This is a genomic window from Paenibacillus sp. FSL F4-0087, from assembly GCF_038020215.1.
Taxonomy (GTDB): Bacteria; Bacillota; Bacilli; order Paenibacillales; family Paenibacillaceae; genus Paenibacillus; species Paenibacillus taichungensis.
In genome coordinates this window covers 1,173,814-1,188,800 of the sequence record NZ_JBBODJ010000001.1, presented here as the reverse complement: position 1 = coordinate 1,188,800, position 14,987 = coordinate 1,173,814, and the positions used below count along the sequence as shown (strand labels likewise).

The 14,987-nt window shown below is 50.3% G+C and carries 13 protein-coding genes and 1 riboswitch; of the genes, 12 read left to right on the top strand and 1 reads right to left on the bottom strand.

Translation table 11 applies throughout. The annotated features are described in order from the left end of the window. The first annotated feature begins 42 nt into the window (after positions 1-42). From cobD to MHB84_RS05725, 11 genes are all read left to right on the top strand, one after another. A complete protein-coding gene (gene cobD, locus MHB84_RS05775; protein WP_076291748.1) occupies positions 43-1,203 on the top strand; it encodes a threonine-phosphate decarboxylase CobD in 1,161 nt (386 codons plus the stop codon). Next, positions 1,184-2,002, top strand: a complete 819-nt coding sequence (locus tag MHB84_RS05770; RefSeq protein ID WP_076291749.1) for an adenosylcobinamide amidohydrolase — start codon at positions 1,184-1,186, stop codon at positions 2,000-2,002. The genes cobD and MHB84_RS05770 overlap by 20 nt, the downstream gene beginning before the upstream one ends. A 44-nt stretch (positions 2,003-2,046) precedes the next feature. Beyond that, positions 2,047-3,027 carry an adenosylcobinamide-phosphate synthase CbiB gene (gene cbiB, locus MHB84_RS05765; RefSeq protein WP_076291813.1) on the top strand — a complete coding sequence of 327 codons (981 nt, stop codon included), beginning with the start codon at positions 2,047-2,049 and terminating at the stop codon, positions 3,025-3,027. Continuing rightward, a complete protein-coding gene (locus MHB84_RS05760) occupies positions 3,018-3,665 on the top strand; it encodes a histidine phosphatase family protein (RefSeq protein ID WP_076291750.1) in 648 nt (215 codons plus the stop codon). Before cbiB ends, MHB84_RS05760 begins: the two co-directional genes overlap by 10 nt. A 155-nt stretch (positions 3,666-3,820) precedes the next feature. Beyond that, positions 3,821-3,968, top strand: a riboswitch (cobalamin riboswitch). Positions 3,969-4,168: 200 nt separating this feature from the next. Then, positions 4,169-5,173, top strand: coding sequence for an ABC transporter substrate-binding protein (locus MHB84_RS05755; protein WP_076291751.1), 1,005 nt, complete (start codon positions 4,169-4,171; stop codon positions 5,171-5,173). After that, positions 5,170-6,216 (top strand): FecCD family ABC transporter permease, encoded by a 1,047-nt coding sequence (locus MHB84_RS05750; protein WP_076291752.1) that lies wholly within the window; start codon positions 5,170-5,172, stop codon positions 6,214-6,216. Before MHB84_RS05755 ends, MHB84_RS05750 begins: the two co-directional genes overlap by 4 nt. Next, positions 6,213-7,034 (top strand): ABC transporter ATP-binding protein, encoded by an 822-nt coding sequence (locus tag MHB84_RS05745; protein ID WP_076291753.1) that lies wholly within the window; start codon positions 6,213-6,215, stop codon positions 7,032-7,034. Before MHB84_RS05750 ends, MHB84_RS05745 begins: the two co-directional genes overlap by 4 nt. 47 nt (positions 7,035-7,081) lie before the next feature. After that, entirely contained in the window at positions 7,082-8,212 is a 1,131-nt protein-coding gene (cobT, locus tag MHB84_RS05740) for a nicotinate-nucleotide--dimethylbenzimidazole phosphoribosyltransferase (RefSeq protein WP_076291814.1), read from the top strand. Further along, positions 8,209-8,769 carry a bifunctional adenosylcobinamide kinase/adenosylcobinamide-phosphate guanylyltransferase gene (gene cobU / locus MHB84_RS05735; RefSeq protein WP_076291754.1) on the top strand — a complete coding sequence of 187 codons (561 nt, stop codon included), beginning with the start codon at positions 8,209-8,211 and terminating at the stop codon, positions 8,767-8,769. The genes cobT and cobU overlap by 4 nt, the downstream gene beginning before the upstream one ends. Next, positions 8,766-9,656 carry an adenosylcobinamide-GDP ribazoletransferase gene (cobS, locus tag MHB84_RS05730; protein WP_076291755.1) on the top strand — a complete coding sequence of 297 codons (891 nt, stop codon included), beginning with the start codon at positions 8,766-8,768 and terminating at the stop codon, positions 9,654-9,656. Before cobU ends, cobS begins: the two co-directional genes overlap by 4 nt. Positions 9,657-9,728: 72 nt before the next feature. Continuing rightward, positions 9,729-11,270, top strand: a complete 1,542-nt coding sequence (locus MHB84_RS05725; protein WP_076291815.1) for a cobyric acid synthase — start codon at positions 9,729-9,731, stop codon at positions 11,268-11,270. Between the two features lie 221 nt (positions 11,271-11,491). On the opposite strand, the gene MHB84_RS05720 is transcribed toward MHB84_RS05725, so the two are convergent. Further along, positions 11,492-13,192, bottom strand: coding sequence for a methyl-accepting chemotaxis protein (locus MHB84_RS05720; protein ID WP_076291756.1), 1,701 nt, complete (start codon positions 13,190-13,192; stop codon positions 11,492-11,494). A 334-nt stretch (positions 13,193-13,526) separates the two neighbouring features. On the opposite strand from MHB84_RS05720, the gene MHB84_RS05715 reads away from it, so the two are divergent. After that, positions 13,527-14,924: an L-cystine transporter gene (locus MHB84_RS05715; protein WP_076291757.1), complete on the top strand. Its 1,398-nt coding sequence runs from the start codon at positions 13,527-13,529 to the stop codon at positions 14,922-14,924. Positions 14,925-14,987: the final 63 nt, after the last annotated feature.

Sequence of the window (14,987 nt, the reverse complement as noted above, 5' to 3'; positions counted from 1 at the left end):
TGCCTGCCACGACATCCATAATAAAAAGGACATGCAGAAAGGATGACGGACAGGATGACCGGTTTAATTGAAGTTTTCGGACATGGCGGTGATGTGGAGACGGCCGCGGCACGTTTTGGAGGGAATCCTGCGGATTTCCTCGATTTTAGCGCAAACATTAATCCTCTGGGTCCACCACGGGAAGTGCTAAAGGCTCTGGAGCAAGGAATGCATACGGTACTTCGTTACCCCGATCCGGGTCATCGGGCGTTCAAAATGTTGCTTAGTGACCGACTGGGTTTAACCCCGGATCACATATCTGTGGGTAACGGGGCGGCGGAAAGCATGGCTCTAATCTTACTGGGACTCGCGCCGCGTAGAGTAGGTACTGTAGAGCCCGGCTTTTCGGAGTACAGCACATTATCCAGACAATTTAGAGCAGAAGTCCACCGTGTTCAAGGACGGGAAGAACTGGACTGGCGAGCAGAACCGGAAGATATTGAGAAGCTGATGGAGCGGGTGGACCTGCTGTTCCTTGGACAGCCCAACAACCCCAATGGGGTTCAGTATCCGGTGGACGTTCTACAAAGGCTTGCTCGTAATGCAGAGACAACAGGCACAATATTGGTTGTCGATGAGGCATTTATCGATTTTATTCCTGAATCACAGCGGCAATCGCTTGCATCCAACTTGAAAGAGTATCCGCAAGTGATCATCATTCGTTCCATGACCAAGTTTTATGCGATTCCAGGCCTGCGTCTGGGTTATGCGATGGGGCGTCCCGAACTGATTCGTGCCATGACAGAGAAACAGGTAACCTGGAGTGTGAATGGACTTGCACTGATCGCAGGAGAAGCCTGTCTACGCAGTGGGGAAAATTTTGAACAGGAGACATTGGCACTGGTGTCACACGAGCGAAAGAGATTAACGGAAGGTCTGGAAGCTTTGGGATGTAAGGTAACGCGAGGGGAAGCGAACTTTATACTGGCAGCTCTTCCAGAACCATGGACAGCGACATCCATGCAGGCTGCTCTCGGTGAACGGGGAATACTGATCCGAAGCTGCGCGATGTATCCCGGACTTGGGGAACGACATGTACGTTTTGCGGTTAAGGACGCAGAGGCTAACGGACGTATGCTGGAAACCATGGGAAGCGTAATTACGCCTAATCCGACAACCGGGTTAGAGGCAGGGGGACAAAGCGATGGCACTGCCATTCTATAATTGTTACTCCCATGTACTAAAGGACCAGAACGAATACAGATCTTCTGTGTGGCCTGGATTACATGTCTCCGCACATGAGCGGCATATTAAAGCGTCCAGTCCTTCTGCTGTAACAGCCCTTTCCAGTGCCGTGTATGGAGGGGGCATGATTGAACTGGATCGTATATTCAACATCTATGTGGACAGACATTATCGCTGTGACGATCCACCACGTGATATTGCTGATCTGTTGAGTGAATGGCAGGAGCCACAGGATCAATGTGCCGGTCTTCTGACTGCGGTTCGATTGGAGCACACAGCGATCCAGGAATACGAAAGTGATGATTTCGGATTACTTTGCTGCACTACAGCAGGGGTATCCAATGCTGCACGGGCAGGTTCTGCAAGAACCGTATTTGATGCTGCGGGGAATAAGATGAGCAATGGGACGGTGTCCCAGAAAATTGGGAAGGTTTCGGCTTCAACCTATACTCCCGGTACGATCAATATCATGTTGTGGATGAATGGGCGTATGACTGCTGGAGCGATGGTGAATGCCATTCAGACTGCGGTGGAGGCGAAGGCCGCTGCGTTAGCTGATTTCGGTGTGGCGGATTCAGAGAATGGTCTGACTGCAACCGGAACAACAACGGATGCCATCGTACTCGCGGTAAGTCAGGCTGATGTAAATAAACCGCTCATCAGTTACGCCGGGACGGCTACAGTCATGGGTGCAGCGATTGGCAGGCTGGTGTATGACACAATAACGGAAAGCCTGCAAGCCGCGCAGGAGTGGAAAGAGAGGAATAACAAGCAATGACATCTCTGCTGCATCAATGGGCTTCCTGGCCGATCTGGACGGGAATGGCTGGAGCCTGGATTATTATAGGAGCATACATATTGGATCGCTGCATCGGTGATCCACGCTGGATTCCCCACCCGGTGATTGGCATGGGAAAGGCCATCTCTGCACTGGAGCGGGCGATAAGGTCGCGGGTGGACTCGAACCAGGCTCTCAAAAGAGCTGGCGTTTTATTTCCCCTTTTGATTGCAGGCGGTTCTTTTGCACTGACTTGGGGATTAATCTATGTGCTGGGTCTTATTCATCCCGCTGTTTCGGTTGTGGCAGAAGTGGCGCTAATAGCAACCACCATTGCCTCGAAAGGTTTGAAGGATGCAGGCATGGAAGTTTACCGCCATCTGAGTCAACAGGACTGGCCTGCGGCGAGACGTTCACTGGGTATGATTGTAGGACGTGATACGGCTCATCTGGATGAACCGGAGATTGTACGGGGAACGGTGGAGACTGTGGCGGAGAATATCGTGGATGCTATCGTCTCTCCACTGTTCTATGCCCTGATTGGTGGTGCACCCCTTGCCATGGCCTATCGGGCGGTGAATACACTGGATTCCATGGTAGGTTATAAAAATGAAAAATATCTGCATCTCGGCTGGGCGTCTGCCCGTCTCGATGATTGGGCCAATTGGATTCCCGCGCGGCTTACCGCTTTGCTGTTAATTATAGGAGCCTGGTGCATGAAGATGGATGCCAGAGGGGCTGCACGTATGGTATCCCGGGATGCACGACTGCACCCAAGCCCAAATAGCGGTTTCCCCGAGTCGGCGGTGGCTGGAGCGCTGGGCATAAGACTTGGCGGGCATAACGTATATCACGGCGTGGCTTCATTTCGCGCATATATGGGCGAGCTTACAAGGCGGATGGAAGCAGAAGATATTGTACGAACAACACGGCTTATGTTCTGGTCGGCAGGTTCTTTTGTTTTAGTATGTTGGTTGGTCACCTTAGGGATATGGTCTGCTGGAGGTGCACTGTTATGGAGATAGAAGCTGGACCTAGTGGCATGCAAAGTCGTGAGCTTATTTTGATACGTCACGGGACAACGGCGTGGAATTTGGAAAAAAGATATCTAGGGCATTCCGACATCGGACTGTTGCCCGGAGCAGAGCAGGAGCTATCTTCGCAGCGTGAGCAATTCAGCAATATCACATGCGAAGCCCTGTATTGCAGTGATCTGCTGCGTTGTCAGCAGACACTTACACACATTGCGCCGTCCCAAGCGGGACAGGCCAAGCTTGATCCCCGACTAAGGGAGATTGACTTTGGTCAGTGGGAGGGGTTGACCTACGATCAGCTCAAGGACAATCCGCAGTACCGAGACTGGATCGATGCGCCCCAGGAGGTAACGCCACCGAGTGGCGAGCCTTGGACAGCATTTACTGCGCGGATTGATTCATTTCTGAAAGAGAGTCTGATGTCCTTTTCACCAATACTGCACTCTCGCAGCTTAAATGTGCCAAAGATAGCCGTAATTACACATGGCGGTGTTATTCGTTATATGGTATCACGTCTCATTCCAGATCAAGGATTTTGGGATACGCAGGTGATACCAGGTCAAGCGATCAAGATCCGGCTGGATGGTGATGGGGACAACTGGGTTGGAACCAGATTGACTTTTCCGTAAATCGGGTTGTAAGGATGTACAATATAACCTATAATCACAACAGAAGTGTGACTTAGCAAGTGCATCTTTGGATGGAGGCGCAATGAGCTCTACCGAGGATGCAAGATGCTCACTTGAATGGTTGAACAATATTAGCGACCAAGGGTCCCGCGTGCATGTAGCAATGTTTCATGGGTTCATATGAGGCCATGAACGGCAAACGGGTGAAATAGGGAAGCCGGTGTAAATCCGGCACGGTCCCGCCACTGTAAATCAGGATGAATTCCTGTAAGTCAGGTTACCTGCCCTGGACGTACAAACCGGTGTTCCTTCGAGGAAAGGACAGCGTTTCGGGCAGTTCTCTGTGCATTTACAGCGCCAAGCTGACCATGCATAGATCGCCACATGCGAGACGTCATCCCTGATCCTGACCCAAGGATTGGGGATTTTATTTTTTCGGAACACAAATTCAAGCGGAATTGGGACAGGAGCACTACTCACTAGAATGGATAGAGAAGGGGAGAATGAACACAATGAATTTCAAGACATGGAAAGGCGTAGCGTCACTGCTGAGCGCAGCGATGCTGGCACTGACGTTGGCCGGATGTGGTACAACAACAACGAACGAGGGTACAGGAACCTCGCAACCTGCACAGGAGCAATCCCAGGAACAGGCGCAGACAGATCTCAAAACACAATATCCACTCACGGTTACAGATGCTACGGGTGAATCATTTACCTTTGACAAAGCACCAGCCAAAATCGTATCTGTATCTCCAGCTGAAACGGAATCCCTGTTCGCACTCGGATTGGACGAGCAGATCGTAGGGGTATCCGACTATGACGATTATCCGGAAGCAGCAACAAAGAAACCAAAAATGGGCGGCATAACAAAGCCTAATGAAGAGTCTATCATTGCGGCTGAAGCAGATATCGTATTTACAGGTATCTCGATGAGCGAAGAGTCTGTTAAGAAACTGCGCGATCTGGGCATTACCATTTTCAAAACAGATCCTAAATCAGTGGATGATGTGATGAATAACATTGAAACATTTGGTAAAATCACGGATCATCAGGAAAAAGCACAGGAGATCACCACTCAGATGAAACAAGATGTGGCTGATGTAACTGAAGCTGTGAAGGCAGTTAAACCAGAAGAAAAGAAAAAAGTATATGTTGAGTTCTCCCCAGGCTGGACTGTGGGTAAAGGCGAATTCATGGATGAATTGATCACACTGGCCGGAGGAAACAACGTAGCTTCCGACTTGACTGGCTGGAACCAGATTAATGAAGAGAACATTATTGCTTCCAATCCGGACGTCATTCTGTATGCGAACGATGTTATTGATGAAAATTCCAAAACATTGGATCAAATCATCAAAGCACGCAGCGGATGGGATCAAATCACGGCTGTGAAGAACGATGCAGTCATCGGTCTGGATGCCAACCTGTTGAGCCGTCCGGGACCACGGGTAACCCAAGGTCTGAAAGAAGTAGCCAAAGCGATCTACCCTGATCTGTTCAAATGAGTAAAAAGCTGGCAGTGTACGGAACGGCCGGAATTGTGCTGCTTGTGTTAACCGTGCTCATCTGCACGGGCATCGGTTCGGTTGCCCTGCCTGCCTTGGACATTGCGGGCATCTTGCTTCATCGCATTCCCTGGCTGGGCGACTGGATTGTTCCTGACTGGAATACAGCAGCAGAACAGATTATATGGAAGGTCAGATTCCCACGTGTACTGCTTGCCGTGCTTGTAGGTGCATCGCTGGCGATTGCCGGAACTGGATTCCAGGGGGTTCTTCGTAACCCTCTGGCTGATCCGTTTACCCTGGGCGTATCGTCCGGTGCATCGGTAGGTGCGGCTTTTCTGATTTTTTTCGGATTGCAGTATGCACTGATTGGGATCTGGACTCTGCCACTGGTCGCGTTTCTGACGGGAGTAATCACATTGTGGTTTGTACTGGCCCTCGCTCGTGAGGGACGCAAAATACCGACACACAGCCTGATTCTGGCTGGCGTGGTCATGCAAAGTTTCCTGGGAGCCGTAGTCTCCTTCCTGTCGACCATGTCGAAGCAGACAATTAATGAAATTATATACTGGACGATGGGAAGTCTGGCACTGCGTGGGTGGTCGTATACGGCCATCCTTTTCCCGTATTTTGTACTGGGGCTAATTTTCCTCTGGAGCCGTGCACGTTCGTTGAATGTGCTTGCCTTGGGGGAACGACAGGCTGCTCATATCGGGGTTAAGGTGGATGGATTGAAACTGTCGGTGTTAGCTGTGGGTACGCTGCTTACCGCAGGCGCTGTCTCCGTATCCGGCGTGATTGGCTTCGTCGGCTTGGTCATTCCGCATATTCTTCGGCTCATCGTCGGACCTGATTATCGCTTGCTGGTGCCTTTGTCAGCGATTGGGGGAGCCATCTTCATGGTCTGGGCAGATACGATTGCACGCTCATTGCTGGCTCCAACCGAAATTCCGCTGGGTGTGGTCACGGCTTTTGTTGGAGCGCCATTTTTTGCGTATCTGTTACACCGGAACAAAAAGCTGCGGAAGGGGATGATGCCATGAGTACATTCATGAAAACAGACCTTACCAAGAGTCGGCCGATGATAGAAGTCAAAGAAGCTGGTAAAATGTATGGTAACCATCGGGCTCTGCATGCGGTGGACTGGCAAGTCACAGAGGGTGAATGGTGGGGCGTTGTTGGTCCAAACGGCAGTGGAAAATCGACCCTACTTCAGCTACTTGCCGGAACCGAACTGCCGAACGTAGGCAGCATACAGATTGATGGACGCGACATTTCCTCATACACCCGTAAAGATCTGTCGCGCATGATTGCTGTCTTGCAGCAGGATGGACTGCCGGCCATCTCTTATCCCGTAAGGGATGTTGTCGAGATGGGACGCTACCCTTACCAGAACTGGCTTGGCAAAGAATCGTCGGATGGAGCAGCGGTAGTTGATAAGGTGTTAGAGGAGTTGGGTCTGAGTGACATGGCCGAACGACCTTTGGATGCACTAAGTGGCGGGCAACGGCAGCGGGTTGCGCTTGCCAAAGTCATGGCTCAGGAACCCAGGCTATTATTGCTGGACGAGCCAACCACCTTTCTCGATATCAAATATCAATTGCAATTCATGGAGTTATTATCAGCGTGGCGTCAAAAAAATCATATTACGATTGTGGCGGTGCTGCATGATCTGAATCTGGCCGCGCAATTTTGCGATCATATTCTGGCGCTGCGTGACGGGACTTGTGTAGGCAGTGGCACACCCCATTCGTTGATGACGGAAGAGAACATTCGGGAGATCTTCCGGGTGAGCCCGGCCATGGTGAATCATCCCGACAATGGATTGCCACAGCTTTTGCTAAGACGAGAGAAGAAATGAATGAGGCGGGGGAGACCCCATATTTTGATAAAGGAAGTGCTGGCTGTATGAATAATGAACAGGTGTTGGAACAGTTAATGGGTCGGATCGTGGGTCCACATGAGGCAGTTGCGGCTGAGGCTTCCGCGCATGTGGATGCATTGACGAAGCCTCCCGGCAGTCTGGGCAAGCTTGAACAGCTAGTTATTCGTCTGGCGGGAATCACCGGTGAGGCTCGGCCTTGCTTTGATCGAAGAGCTGTCATCGTTATGGCTGCGGATCATGGGGTGGTTGAAGAAGGGATTAGCGCTTTTCCTGCTGAGGTAACGCCGCAGATGGTCCTGAATTTCCTAGCAGGGGGAGCGGCTGTCAATGTGCTTGCGCGCCACGCTGGAGCTCATGTGATCTGTGTGGATATCGGCGTGAATGCGGATCTGGATCATCCAGAACTGGTCTCCCGCAAAGTCCGCAAAGGAACAGCCAACATGGCGAAGGGTGCTGCAATGACCCGGGGCGAAGCGATTGAGGCCATTCTTGCAGGAGCTGAAGTGGTCTCCACCGAGGTTGCGAAGGGAACGCAGTTGTTTGTGACCGGAGAGATGGGGATCGGGAATACAACTGCTAGCGCTGCGGTGATGTGTGCATTAACCGGAACAGCACCTGCTTCAGCGGTTGGCCGGGGAACAGGCGTAGATGATATCGGTTTGCAGCGCAAAGCCGCAGTAGTCAGCCAGGCCCTCAGCGTGAATGCTCCGAATGCAGAGGATGCACTCGATGTACTGTGCAAAGTGGGCGGACTGGAGATTGCCGGACTGACAGGCGTGATTCTCGCTGCTGCTGCAAACGGATGCCCGGTTGTCGTGGATGGATTTATCTCCACCGCTGCCGCGTTGATTGCGAGTCATCTTGCTCCGCTCAGCGCAGAATACATGATTGCTTCCCACACATCGCATGAAAGTGGACATGCAGCGTTGCTGCGTGAGCTGGGTCTGAAGCCCATGCTGGATCTGGACATGCGACTGGGTGAAGGTACCGGAGGCGTGCTTAGTCTTCATCTGATTGATGCGTCATGCCGCATTTTGAACGAGATGGCGACATTTGCAAGTGCGGGTGTATCTGGTGGCACGAACGAGACTCAACCTACGGAGTCTTCATCAGCTTCTGCTGATTCATCTGTACAAGGAGAGGTATCCTCATGAGTGTACTCGTGACAGGCGGGGCGCGAAGTGGCAAAAGTTCGTTTGCCGAGCGTCTCTGTATGCAGCGATCCTCTGAGGCTTGGTATGTCGCTACGGCTCAAGCTTATGATGACGAGATGCGCGAGCGTATACGCCTGCATCAGAGCCAGCGGGATGAAGCAGGATATCTATGGCATACGGTGGAGGAACCGCTGGCATTGCCTGAGTTAATTACACGAATGGGAGAGTCCCATACAGGTACGTCTGCACCGACCGTTCTGGTAGATTGTCTCACACTGTGGCTCAGCAATGTGCTGTTAGCGCATGAACATGAACCGGTGCAGGTGCTGTACGATCATATGGACGCGCTGGTCGCGGCCATCCAGTCGTACCCGGGTCTGCTCGTGCTTGTCACCAATGAAGTAGGGGACGGTATTGTGCCGGAGTATGCGCTGGGCAGAAGATATCGGGATCTGGCGGGCATTCTCAATCAGCGGATTGCAGCGATTTGCCGCGAAGTGTTTCTGGTGACAGTGGGCATTGCGATTGAGCTGAAAAGCAGGGAGTATCGTTTATGAGTAAAGGCAATCTTGAACAAAAACATGCGGCTGCGGCCGCTTTTCAATTTCTGTCCCGTTTCCCGGTAAAAATGCAGCTTGATTTCGCCCCGCCATTATTGCGGGAGAGTGTAGTATATTACCCGCTGGTTGGTGCGATCATCGGATTATGCGTCTGGCTGGGCGGAGCCCTGATGGGTGCACTGCTTCCATCGTTTCCGGCAGCGGTGTTAACCTTGACGTTATGGGTATGGCTAACCGGAGGCCTTCATCTGGATGGTTGGATGGATACGGCAGATGGGCTGCTTAGTTATCGAACCCGTGAGCGAATGCTGGAGATTATGAAAGACAGCCGCGTCGGGGCCATGGGTGTAATCGCTTGTGTCCTACTGTTGATGATGAAAGCGTCATTGATTGCTGACTTTATCGCACGTGGCAACTGGGCTTATGGAGCTTTGCTTATCCTGCCGATGATCTGGAGCCGTTGGTTCATGGTATATGCCATGGCGGCCTGGCCGAATGCCCGCAAGGACGATGGACTCGCTGTCCTGTTCAAGGGATTGGGGGAACGGAGGGAAGTCCAGCGTGCACGCAGCTCCGCGGTTGGGCTAACCATTCTGGCAGGTGTGATCACATGGGCTGCGGTATGGATCTTCCAGCCGGATACAGCCATGTTCCAGGTGCTGGCGACGGAGAATGGATTGGTGTCGTTACCATGGTGGCTATATCCCGTTGCAGCCATCATTGTGGTGCCACTGGCTGGTTATGTGATTGGCAAATTCGTTGCCGGGCGTATCAGCGAAAGGCTGGGTGGACTTACAGGGGACACATATGGAGCCATGAATGAGCTGCTTGAGGCCGCACTGCTAACGGTACTTAGTCTGTTACAGGGATTCTTTTTGATATAACGCTGAGAGTGGTGGTGAGGGAACGTGGAAGATACTTCTGCACAAACGTCCGAACAAAAGGCAGCAGTATTAATGCTGCAAGGGACGGCATCGGATGTGGGGAAAAGTGTAATTACGACGGCCTTATGCCGAATATTCAAGCAGGATGGCTTCAGGCCGGCTCCGTTCAAATCACAGAACATGGCACTGAATTCTTACGTCACGGAAGACGGCAAGGAAATCGGAAGAGCCCAGGGAGCACAAGCCGAGGCATGCGGCATTGAAGCGACAACGGATATGAATCCAATCCTGATCAAGCCGGTTCGGGATATGCATTCTCAGATTGTCGTGCACGGTGTGCCTCTTACACAGATGAGTGCGTGGGATTACAGGCAGCATTTTCTACCCGAAGCCAAACAAACGGTCATGGATGCACTGAATCGGTTGCGCGCGACATATGATATTGTGCTGATGGAAGGTGCAGGCAGTCCTGCGGAGATCAATCTGAAGGATCGGGATATCGTTAATATGAATCTGGCGGGCTGGGCGGATGCTCCGGTTATTCTGATATCGGATATTGATCGTGGCGGTGTCTTTGCCTCCATTGTAGGTACTCTGGAGCTGCTTGAGCCGCATGAGGTTCAGCGTGTAAAAGGATTCATCATCAACAAGTTTCGTGGAGATCTGTCCTTGCTGCAGCCTGGGTTGGACTGGCTTGAAGAACGGACAGGCATTCCTGTATTGGGCGTATTGCCTTACATAAGTGATATTCAGATTGAAGCGGAAGACTCCGTGGTGCTGGACTCGATGCGACACGGCAAATCCGGTCAGCAGGAGCTGGACCTGGCAGTAATTCGTTATCCGCGTATTTCAAACTTTACAGACTTTGATGCCCTTTCTAGGGAGCCGGATGTGAATGTGCGGTACGTGACTTCTCCCGATGAATTGGGGCATCCCGACGCCATTCTGCTTCCAGGTACGAAGGATACGATCGGTGATCTGGCATTTCTGCGTGCGTCGGGACTGGAGCAAGCGATTGCCAGCCAGACGGAGCGTGAACATGTTCAGCTTGTTGGGATATGTGGTGGATATCAGATGCTCGGTCAGCATCTCAAAGATCCATTTGCGGTAGAAGCGAATCAGATTCAGGAAGCCCATGGGTTGGGATGGCTGCCCTTATCGACAACATTTCTGCAGAACAAACAAACGGTAAGAGCCTCCGGGCATGTTCACAGTCATCATCCAATTCGTTTGCCCAAGGAAAGTGATGCAGCAAACTCGTTGAAGATTAATGGATACGAGATTCATATGGGTGTTACCGAGTGTCTTGAGCCTGGACGTGTAACGGCCTTGTTCGAGATCGCCCATCCGGGAGGGCAATCCTTTAATGAAGGGTGGGGAACGACTGACGGCAAAGTGTGGGGAACGTACCTGCATGGTTTGTTTGAAAGTGATCAGTTCCGACGTTCATGGCTCAATGGTCTACGTGAAGGAAAAGGACTTGCTCCGCTACGGGAGACGTACAGCGCACGTGAACGTAAGGAAATAGAGTTTGACCGTGTAGCTGAATCATTACGTTCTTCTTTGGATATGCAGCGTGTATATGAGATTATGGGCGTTCAGCCACCTGAATAAAAGGAAGCTTGGGGTAACAACGATAGGAAGGTTGTTCTGTCATCGGCGTGAAGCGTGTAAATATTCATGAATTCAATTTATATAATATGCAGTCCAAAAGAATACCCCCATGCGTGGCAACGTTCCCTGAAAATCTGGAACGATGCTGAGCATGGGGGTATTTGAGTATCTAATGTTAAGTTTGATTCGAAAATGGAAACAATGGGTTAAAGGTATTCCGATTAGTTTATTTTGAAGTTCTTCATGGCGGATTGCAGTTCTACCGCTTGTTCATGCAGATGCCGTACGGTACTGGAATGGGAGTCCATCTCATTCAGTTGGAGATCCGCTGTAGAAGCAATCTCTTGCATGCTTTGACGGGACTTGGAAGTGATTTGAGCTGTTTCTTCCACGGAAGCACTGACTTGTTCAGCTCCAGCTGATACTTGCTGGGTAGAGGCGGATACCGTCTGAATGGTCAGATTGACGTTCTGAATCAACTCGTTAAGCTGCTGGAACGCGGAGCCTGCCTGTTGAACCACGTGAGTACCTGATCCGATCTCTTGGGTTACGCGGTTCATGGCATCAACGGAACGTTCAGCATCTTCACGGATAGTACCCAGGTAATCGGAGATTTCCTCTGTAGCTGTCTTGGATTGCTCCGCCAATTTGCGTACTTCTCCGGCAACAACGGCGAACCCACGTCCATGCTCTCCCGCACGTGCTGCTTCAATGGAAGCGTTGAGAGACAGCATGTTAATCTGTTTCGTAATTTCAAAAATGGATTGTACGATGGTCCCTATCGCGATCGAGCGCTCGTTCATCGTTTCTACATAACGCAGAGATTCGCTTGCGGTCTGACCGACACGTTCCATTTGCTGAATGGCATCCTGTGCCAGGCGGTTACCGTTAACAGCTTCGTTCGCAGCATCTCCGATCTGCTCGGATACTTCGGCAGAAGAGGAAGCAATATGCATAATGCCTTGCGTAATTTCTTCCATGGCTCTGGCATTTTCGGCCGCGCTGGAAGCGATGCTTACGCTGCCTTTCTCGGCACTTTCTGCAGAACGACTGGAGTTTTTCACCATACCGGACATGGATTCTACCCGTTTGAGCAAATCATTGGAGCCTTCGACAACTTCATTGGATGTGGAGAGGGCGCGGCTAATCATTTCTTTCAGATTATGAGTCATCGTCTGGAAGCTAGCAGCGAGCTGTGCAATTTCATCCTTACCTTTAATCTGAAGTTCAGCAGTCAGATCTCCTTGTGATATCTGTTTGCTATGTTGAACGAGCTTGATAATCGGTTTGGTTACACGTTTGATCATGCTTGTCGAGATGAGCCATCCGAGCACAAAGACCAATGCTGTGATACCGAGGCACAACCAGAAGATCTGTGCAATCTTGTCCTGAATGAATTGGGCATCCATGCTGACAGCCATGATCATGTTACTTCCTGCAATCGGTATAAAGGCTGCTTTATGTACTCCGAAGGAATCGGCATAAACCTGGCTGATTTCCATTTCCTTTTTCTCAATGGCCTCATTCATTGCTGCTTCTACTTTAATCTCATCTCCGGCTTTCATACCCGAGGAGGTATTTGCGATGACCACGGTAGCTTTACCATCCTGAATGGACACCACGTATGCTCCGTCCAGATTATGCTCTTTGGCTTTGCCAGCCAAATAGGATTCTACGGTCAGTGCAGCACCCTCAGATCCGGCTCCACCACTCTGTACTTGCAAAATTTTAGAAGCGGATGTGTTCTTGTATATATCCTGAATGGACGTGCTCAGGACCTTGTCGAACTGTGGAAGCACGTAGCTCTGCATAATATTCATGGAGACAGCATAGAAACTGATACTAAACAACAGGGAAGCAACCAGCAGTACGAGGAACAAAGTGCCTCTAATTTTACCGGCAACGGTGCGGTTTCGAAACATAGGATCATCCTTTCACGTCATGTTCATTAACATTATCGCTTTTCCGTTATCGTAAGACTAAATACCAACGAAGAAAGGCCTAATTTTCACGTTGAGAAAACTTGGGAATAAGCGGATATACCTATATTACAAAATTAACCGGAGGTTGAATACAATAATTTTCACGATTCAGTGTATTTTTTTCAGAAATAGATGAATTTGTTACACGCATATTACATAATATCAATTAATACCTACCAGAATAGTTTGTTATGTGATATATTGTTGAATATCGCTTTTGAGCGAGTAGAAAACCGGAATATCCGGTTACTCACACTGAGGAGGATTTATACAGATGAATACCTTTTTAATCATTTTGAACGTCGTGGTTATGCTCGCTCTTCTGGGTGTCCTGTTCTGGATGCAGAAGAAACATATTTCGTTTACCAAGCGTGTATTTGCGGGTTTGGGCATTGGGGTTGTATATGGCGTCATTTTGCAACTGATCTACACATCTGATTCTGACATCATTACCAAGTCGGTCGATTGGTTTAATCTGGCCGGTTCAGGATATGTTCGTTTGTTACAAATGGTCGTGATTCCATTGATCATGGTTTCCATCATTTCGGCCATCATGAATCTGAAAGGCAAGCAAAATCTCGGTAAAATGAGCCTTTCGATTATTGCAATCCTGCTCATCACGACAGCGATTGCCGCAAGTGTAAGTATTGTGACTAGCTTGAGCTTCAACCTGACTTCCATTGAGATCGAAGGTGGAGACCGAGAGCTCGCACAGGGGCAGAAGATGGAGGAACGTCTAGTTGACGTGAAGGATCAGACGATTCCACAGCAAGTGCTGGAATTCATTCCGTCGAATCCATTCGCGGACATGACCGGAGAGCGTCGTACATCCACACTGGCTGTTGTTATTTTCTCGGCCTTTATCGGTGTGGCAGTACTGGGATTGGATCGCAAAAAACCACAGCAGGCGGAAACGTTCCGGGGCATGGTTAATGCGGTATATGCGGTGGTTATGCGGATTGTAACGCTGGTGCTGAGGCTGACGCCTTACGGGATTTTGGCGCTGATTACGAAGGTAACCGCCACAACGAACCCGGATGAGATTCTGAAGCTGATCAAATTCGTTATTGCTTCCTACGTGGCGTTGATCGTTATGTTCATCATCCACCTGATTATCATTTCACTGTTTGGATTCAATCCAATTACGTATGTGAAAAAGGTTCTGCCAACACTGATCTTTGCTTTCACATCCCGTTCAAGTGCGGCAGCGATTCCGCTTAACGTGGAGACACAAACGAAGAGATTGGGTGTTTCAGACGGGATTGCGAACCTGTCGGCAAGCTTTGGTGCTACGATTGGTCAAAACGGCTGTGCCGGGATTTATCCGGCCATGCTGGCGGTGATGATTGCTCCTACGGTCGGGATCGACCCGATGAGCTGGGACTTCATCATTACTCTGATCCTGGTAGTCGTGGTCAGTTCATTCGGCGTAGCCGGTGTAGGCGGCGGGGCAACCTTCGCTTCCCTGATCGTGTTGTCCACGATGAACCTGCCGGTAGCTTTGGCAGGATTGTTGATCTCGGTTGAACCGCTCATCGACATGGGCCGTACGGCGCTGAACGTGAACGATTCGATGACCGCAGGTCTCGTATCCAGTAAAATTTTGAAAGAAAACGATCAGGATACATTCAATGACCAAAGTCGTGATCTGGATTCCGCCGTTCAGGTGTAATTCAGATTCATAATAGGCGGATGGCAGTTACTGCCACAAGCCATGCAAGAGCAGTCGTTCTTC

Bases quoted from the DNA above. Each gene is read 5' to 3' on its own strand.
- MHB84_RS05760 (WP_076291750.1), top strand. From the start codon at position 3,018: ATGGAGATAGAAGCTGGACCTAGTGGCATGCAAAGTCGTGAGCTTATT.
- cobU (WP_076291754.1), top strand. From the start codon at position 8,209: ATGAGTGTACTCGTGACAGGCGGGGCGCGAAGTGGCAAAAGTTCGTTT.
- cobS (WP_076291755.1), top strand. From the start codon at position 8,766: ATGAGTAAAGGCAATCTTGAACAAAAACATGCGGCTGCGGCCGCTTTT.
- MHB84_RS05715 (WP_076291757.1), top strand. From the start codon at position 13,527: ATGAATACCTTTTTAATCATTTTGAACGTCGTGGTTATGCTCGCTCTT.
- MHB84_RS05770 (WP_076291749.1), top strand. From the start codon at position 1,184: ATGGCACTGCCATTCTATAATTGTTACTCCCATGTACTAAAGGACCAG.
- cobD (WP_076291748.1), top strand. From the start codon at position 43: ATGACGGACAGGATGACCGGTTTAATTGAAGTTTTCGGACATGGCGGT.
- MHB84_RS05745 (WP_076291753.1), top strand. From the start codon at position 6,213: ATGAGTACATTCATGAAAACAGACCTTACCAAGAGTCGGCCGATGATA.
- MHB84_RS05750 (WP_076291752.1), top strand. From the start codon at position 5,170: ATGAGTAAAAAGCTGGCAGTGTACGGAACGGCCGGAATTGTGCTGCTT.
- cobT (WP_076291814.1), top strand. From the start codon at position 7,082: ATGAATAATGAACAGGTGTTGGAACAGTTAATGGGTCGGATCGTGGGT.
- cbiB (WP_076291813.1), top strand. From the start codon at position 2,047: ATGGCTGGAGCCTGGATTATTATAGGAGCATACATATTGGATCGCTGC.
- MHB84_RS05755 (WP_076291751.1), top strand. From the start codon at position 4,169: ATGAACACAATGAATTTCAAGACATGGAAAGGCGTAGCGTCACTGCTG.
- MHB84_RS05720 (WP_076291756.1), bottom strand. From the start codon at position 13,192: ATGTTTCGAAACCGCACCGTTGCCGGTAAAATTAGAGGCACTTTGTTC.
- MHB84_RS05725 (WP_076291815.1), top strand. From the start codon at position 9,729: ATGCTGCAAGGGACGGCATCGGATGTGGGGAAAAGTGTAATTACGACG.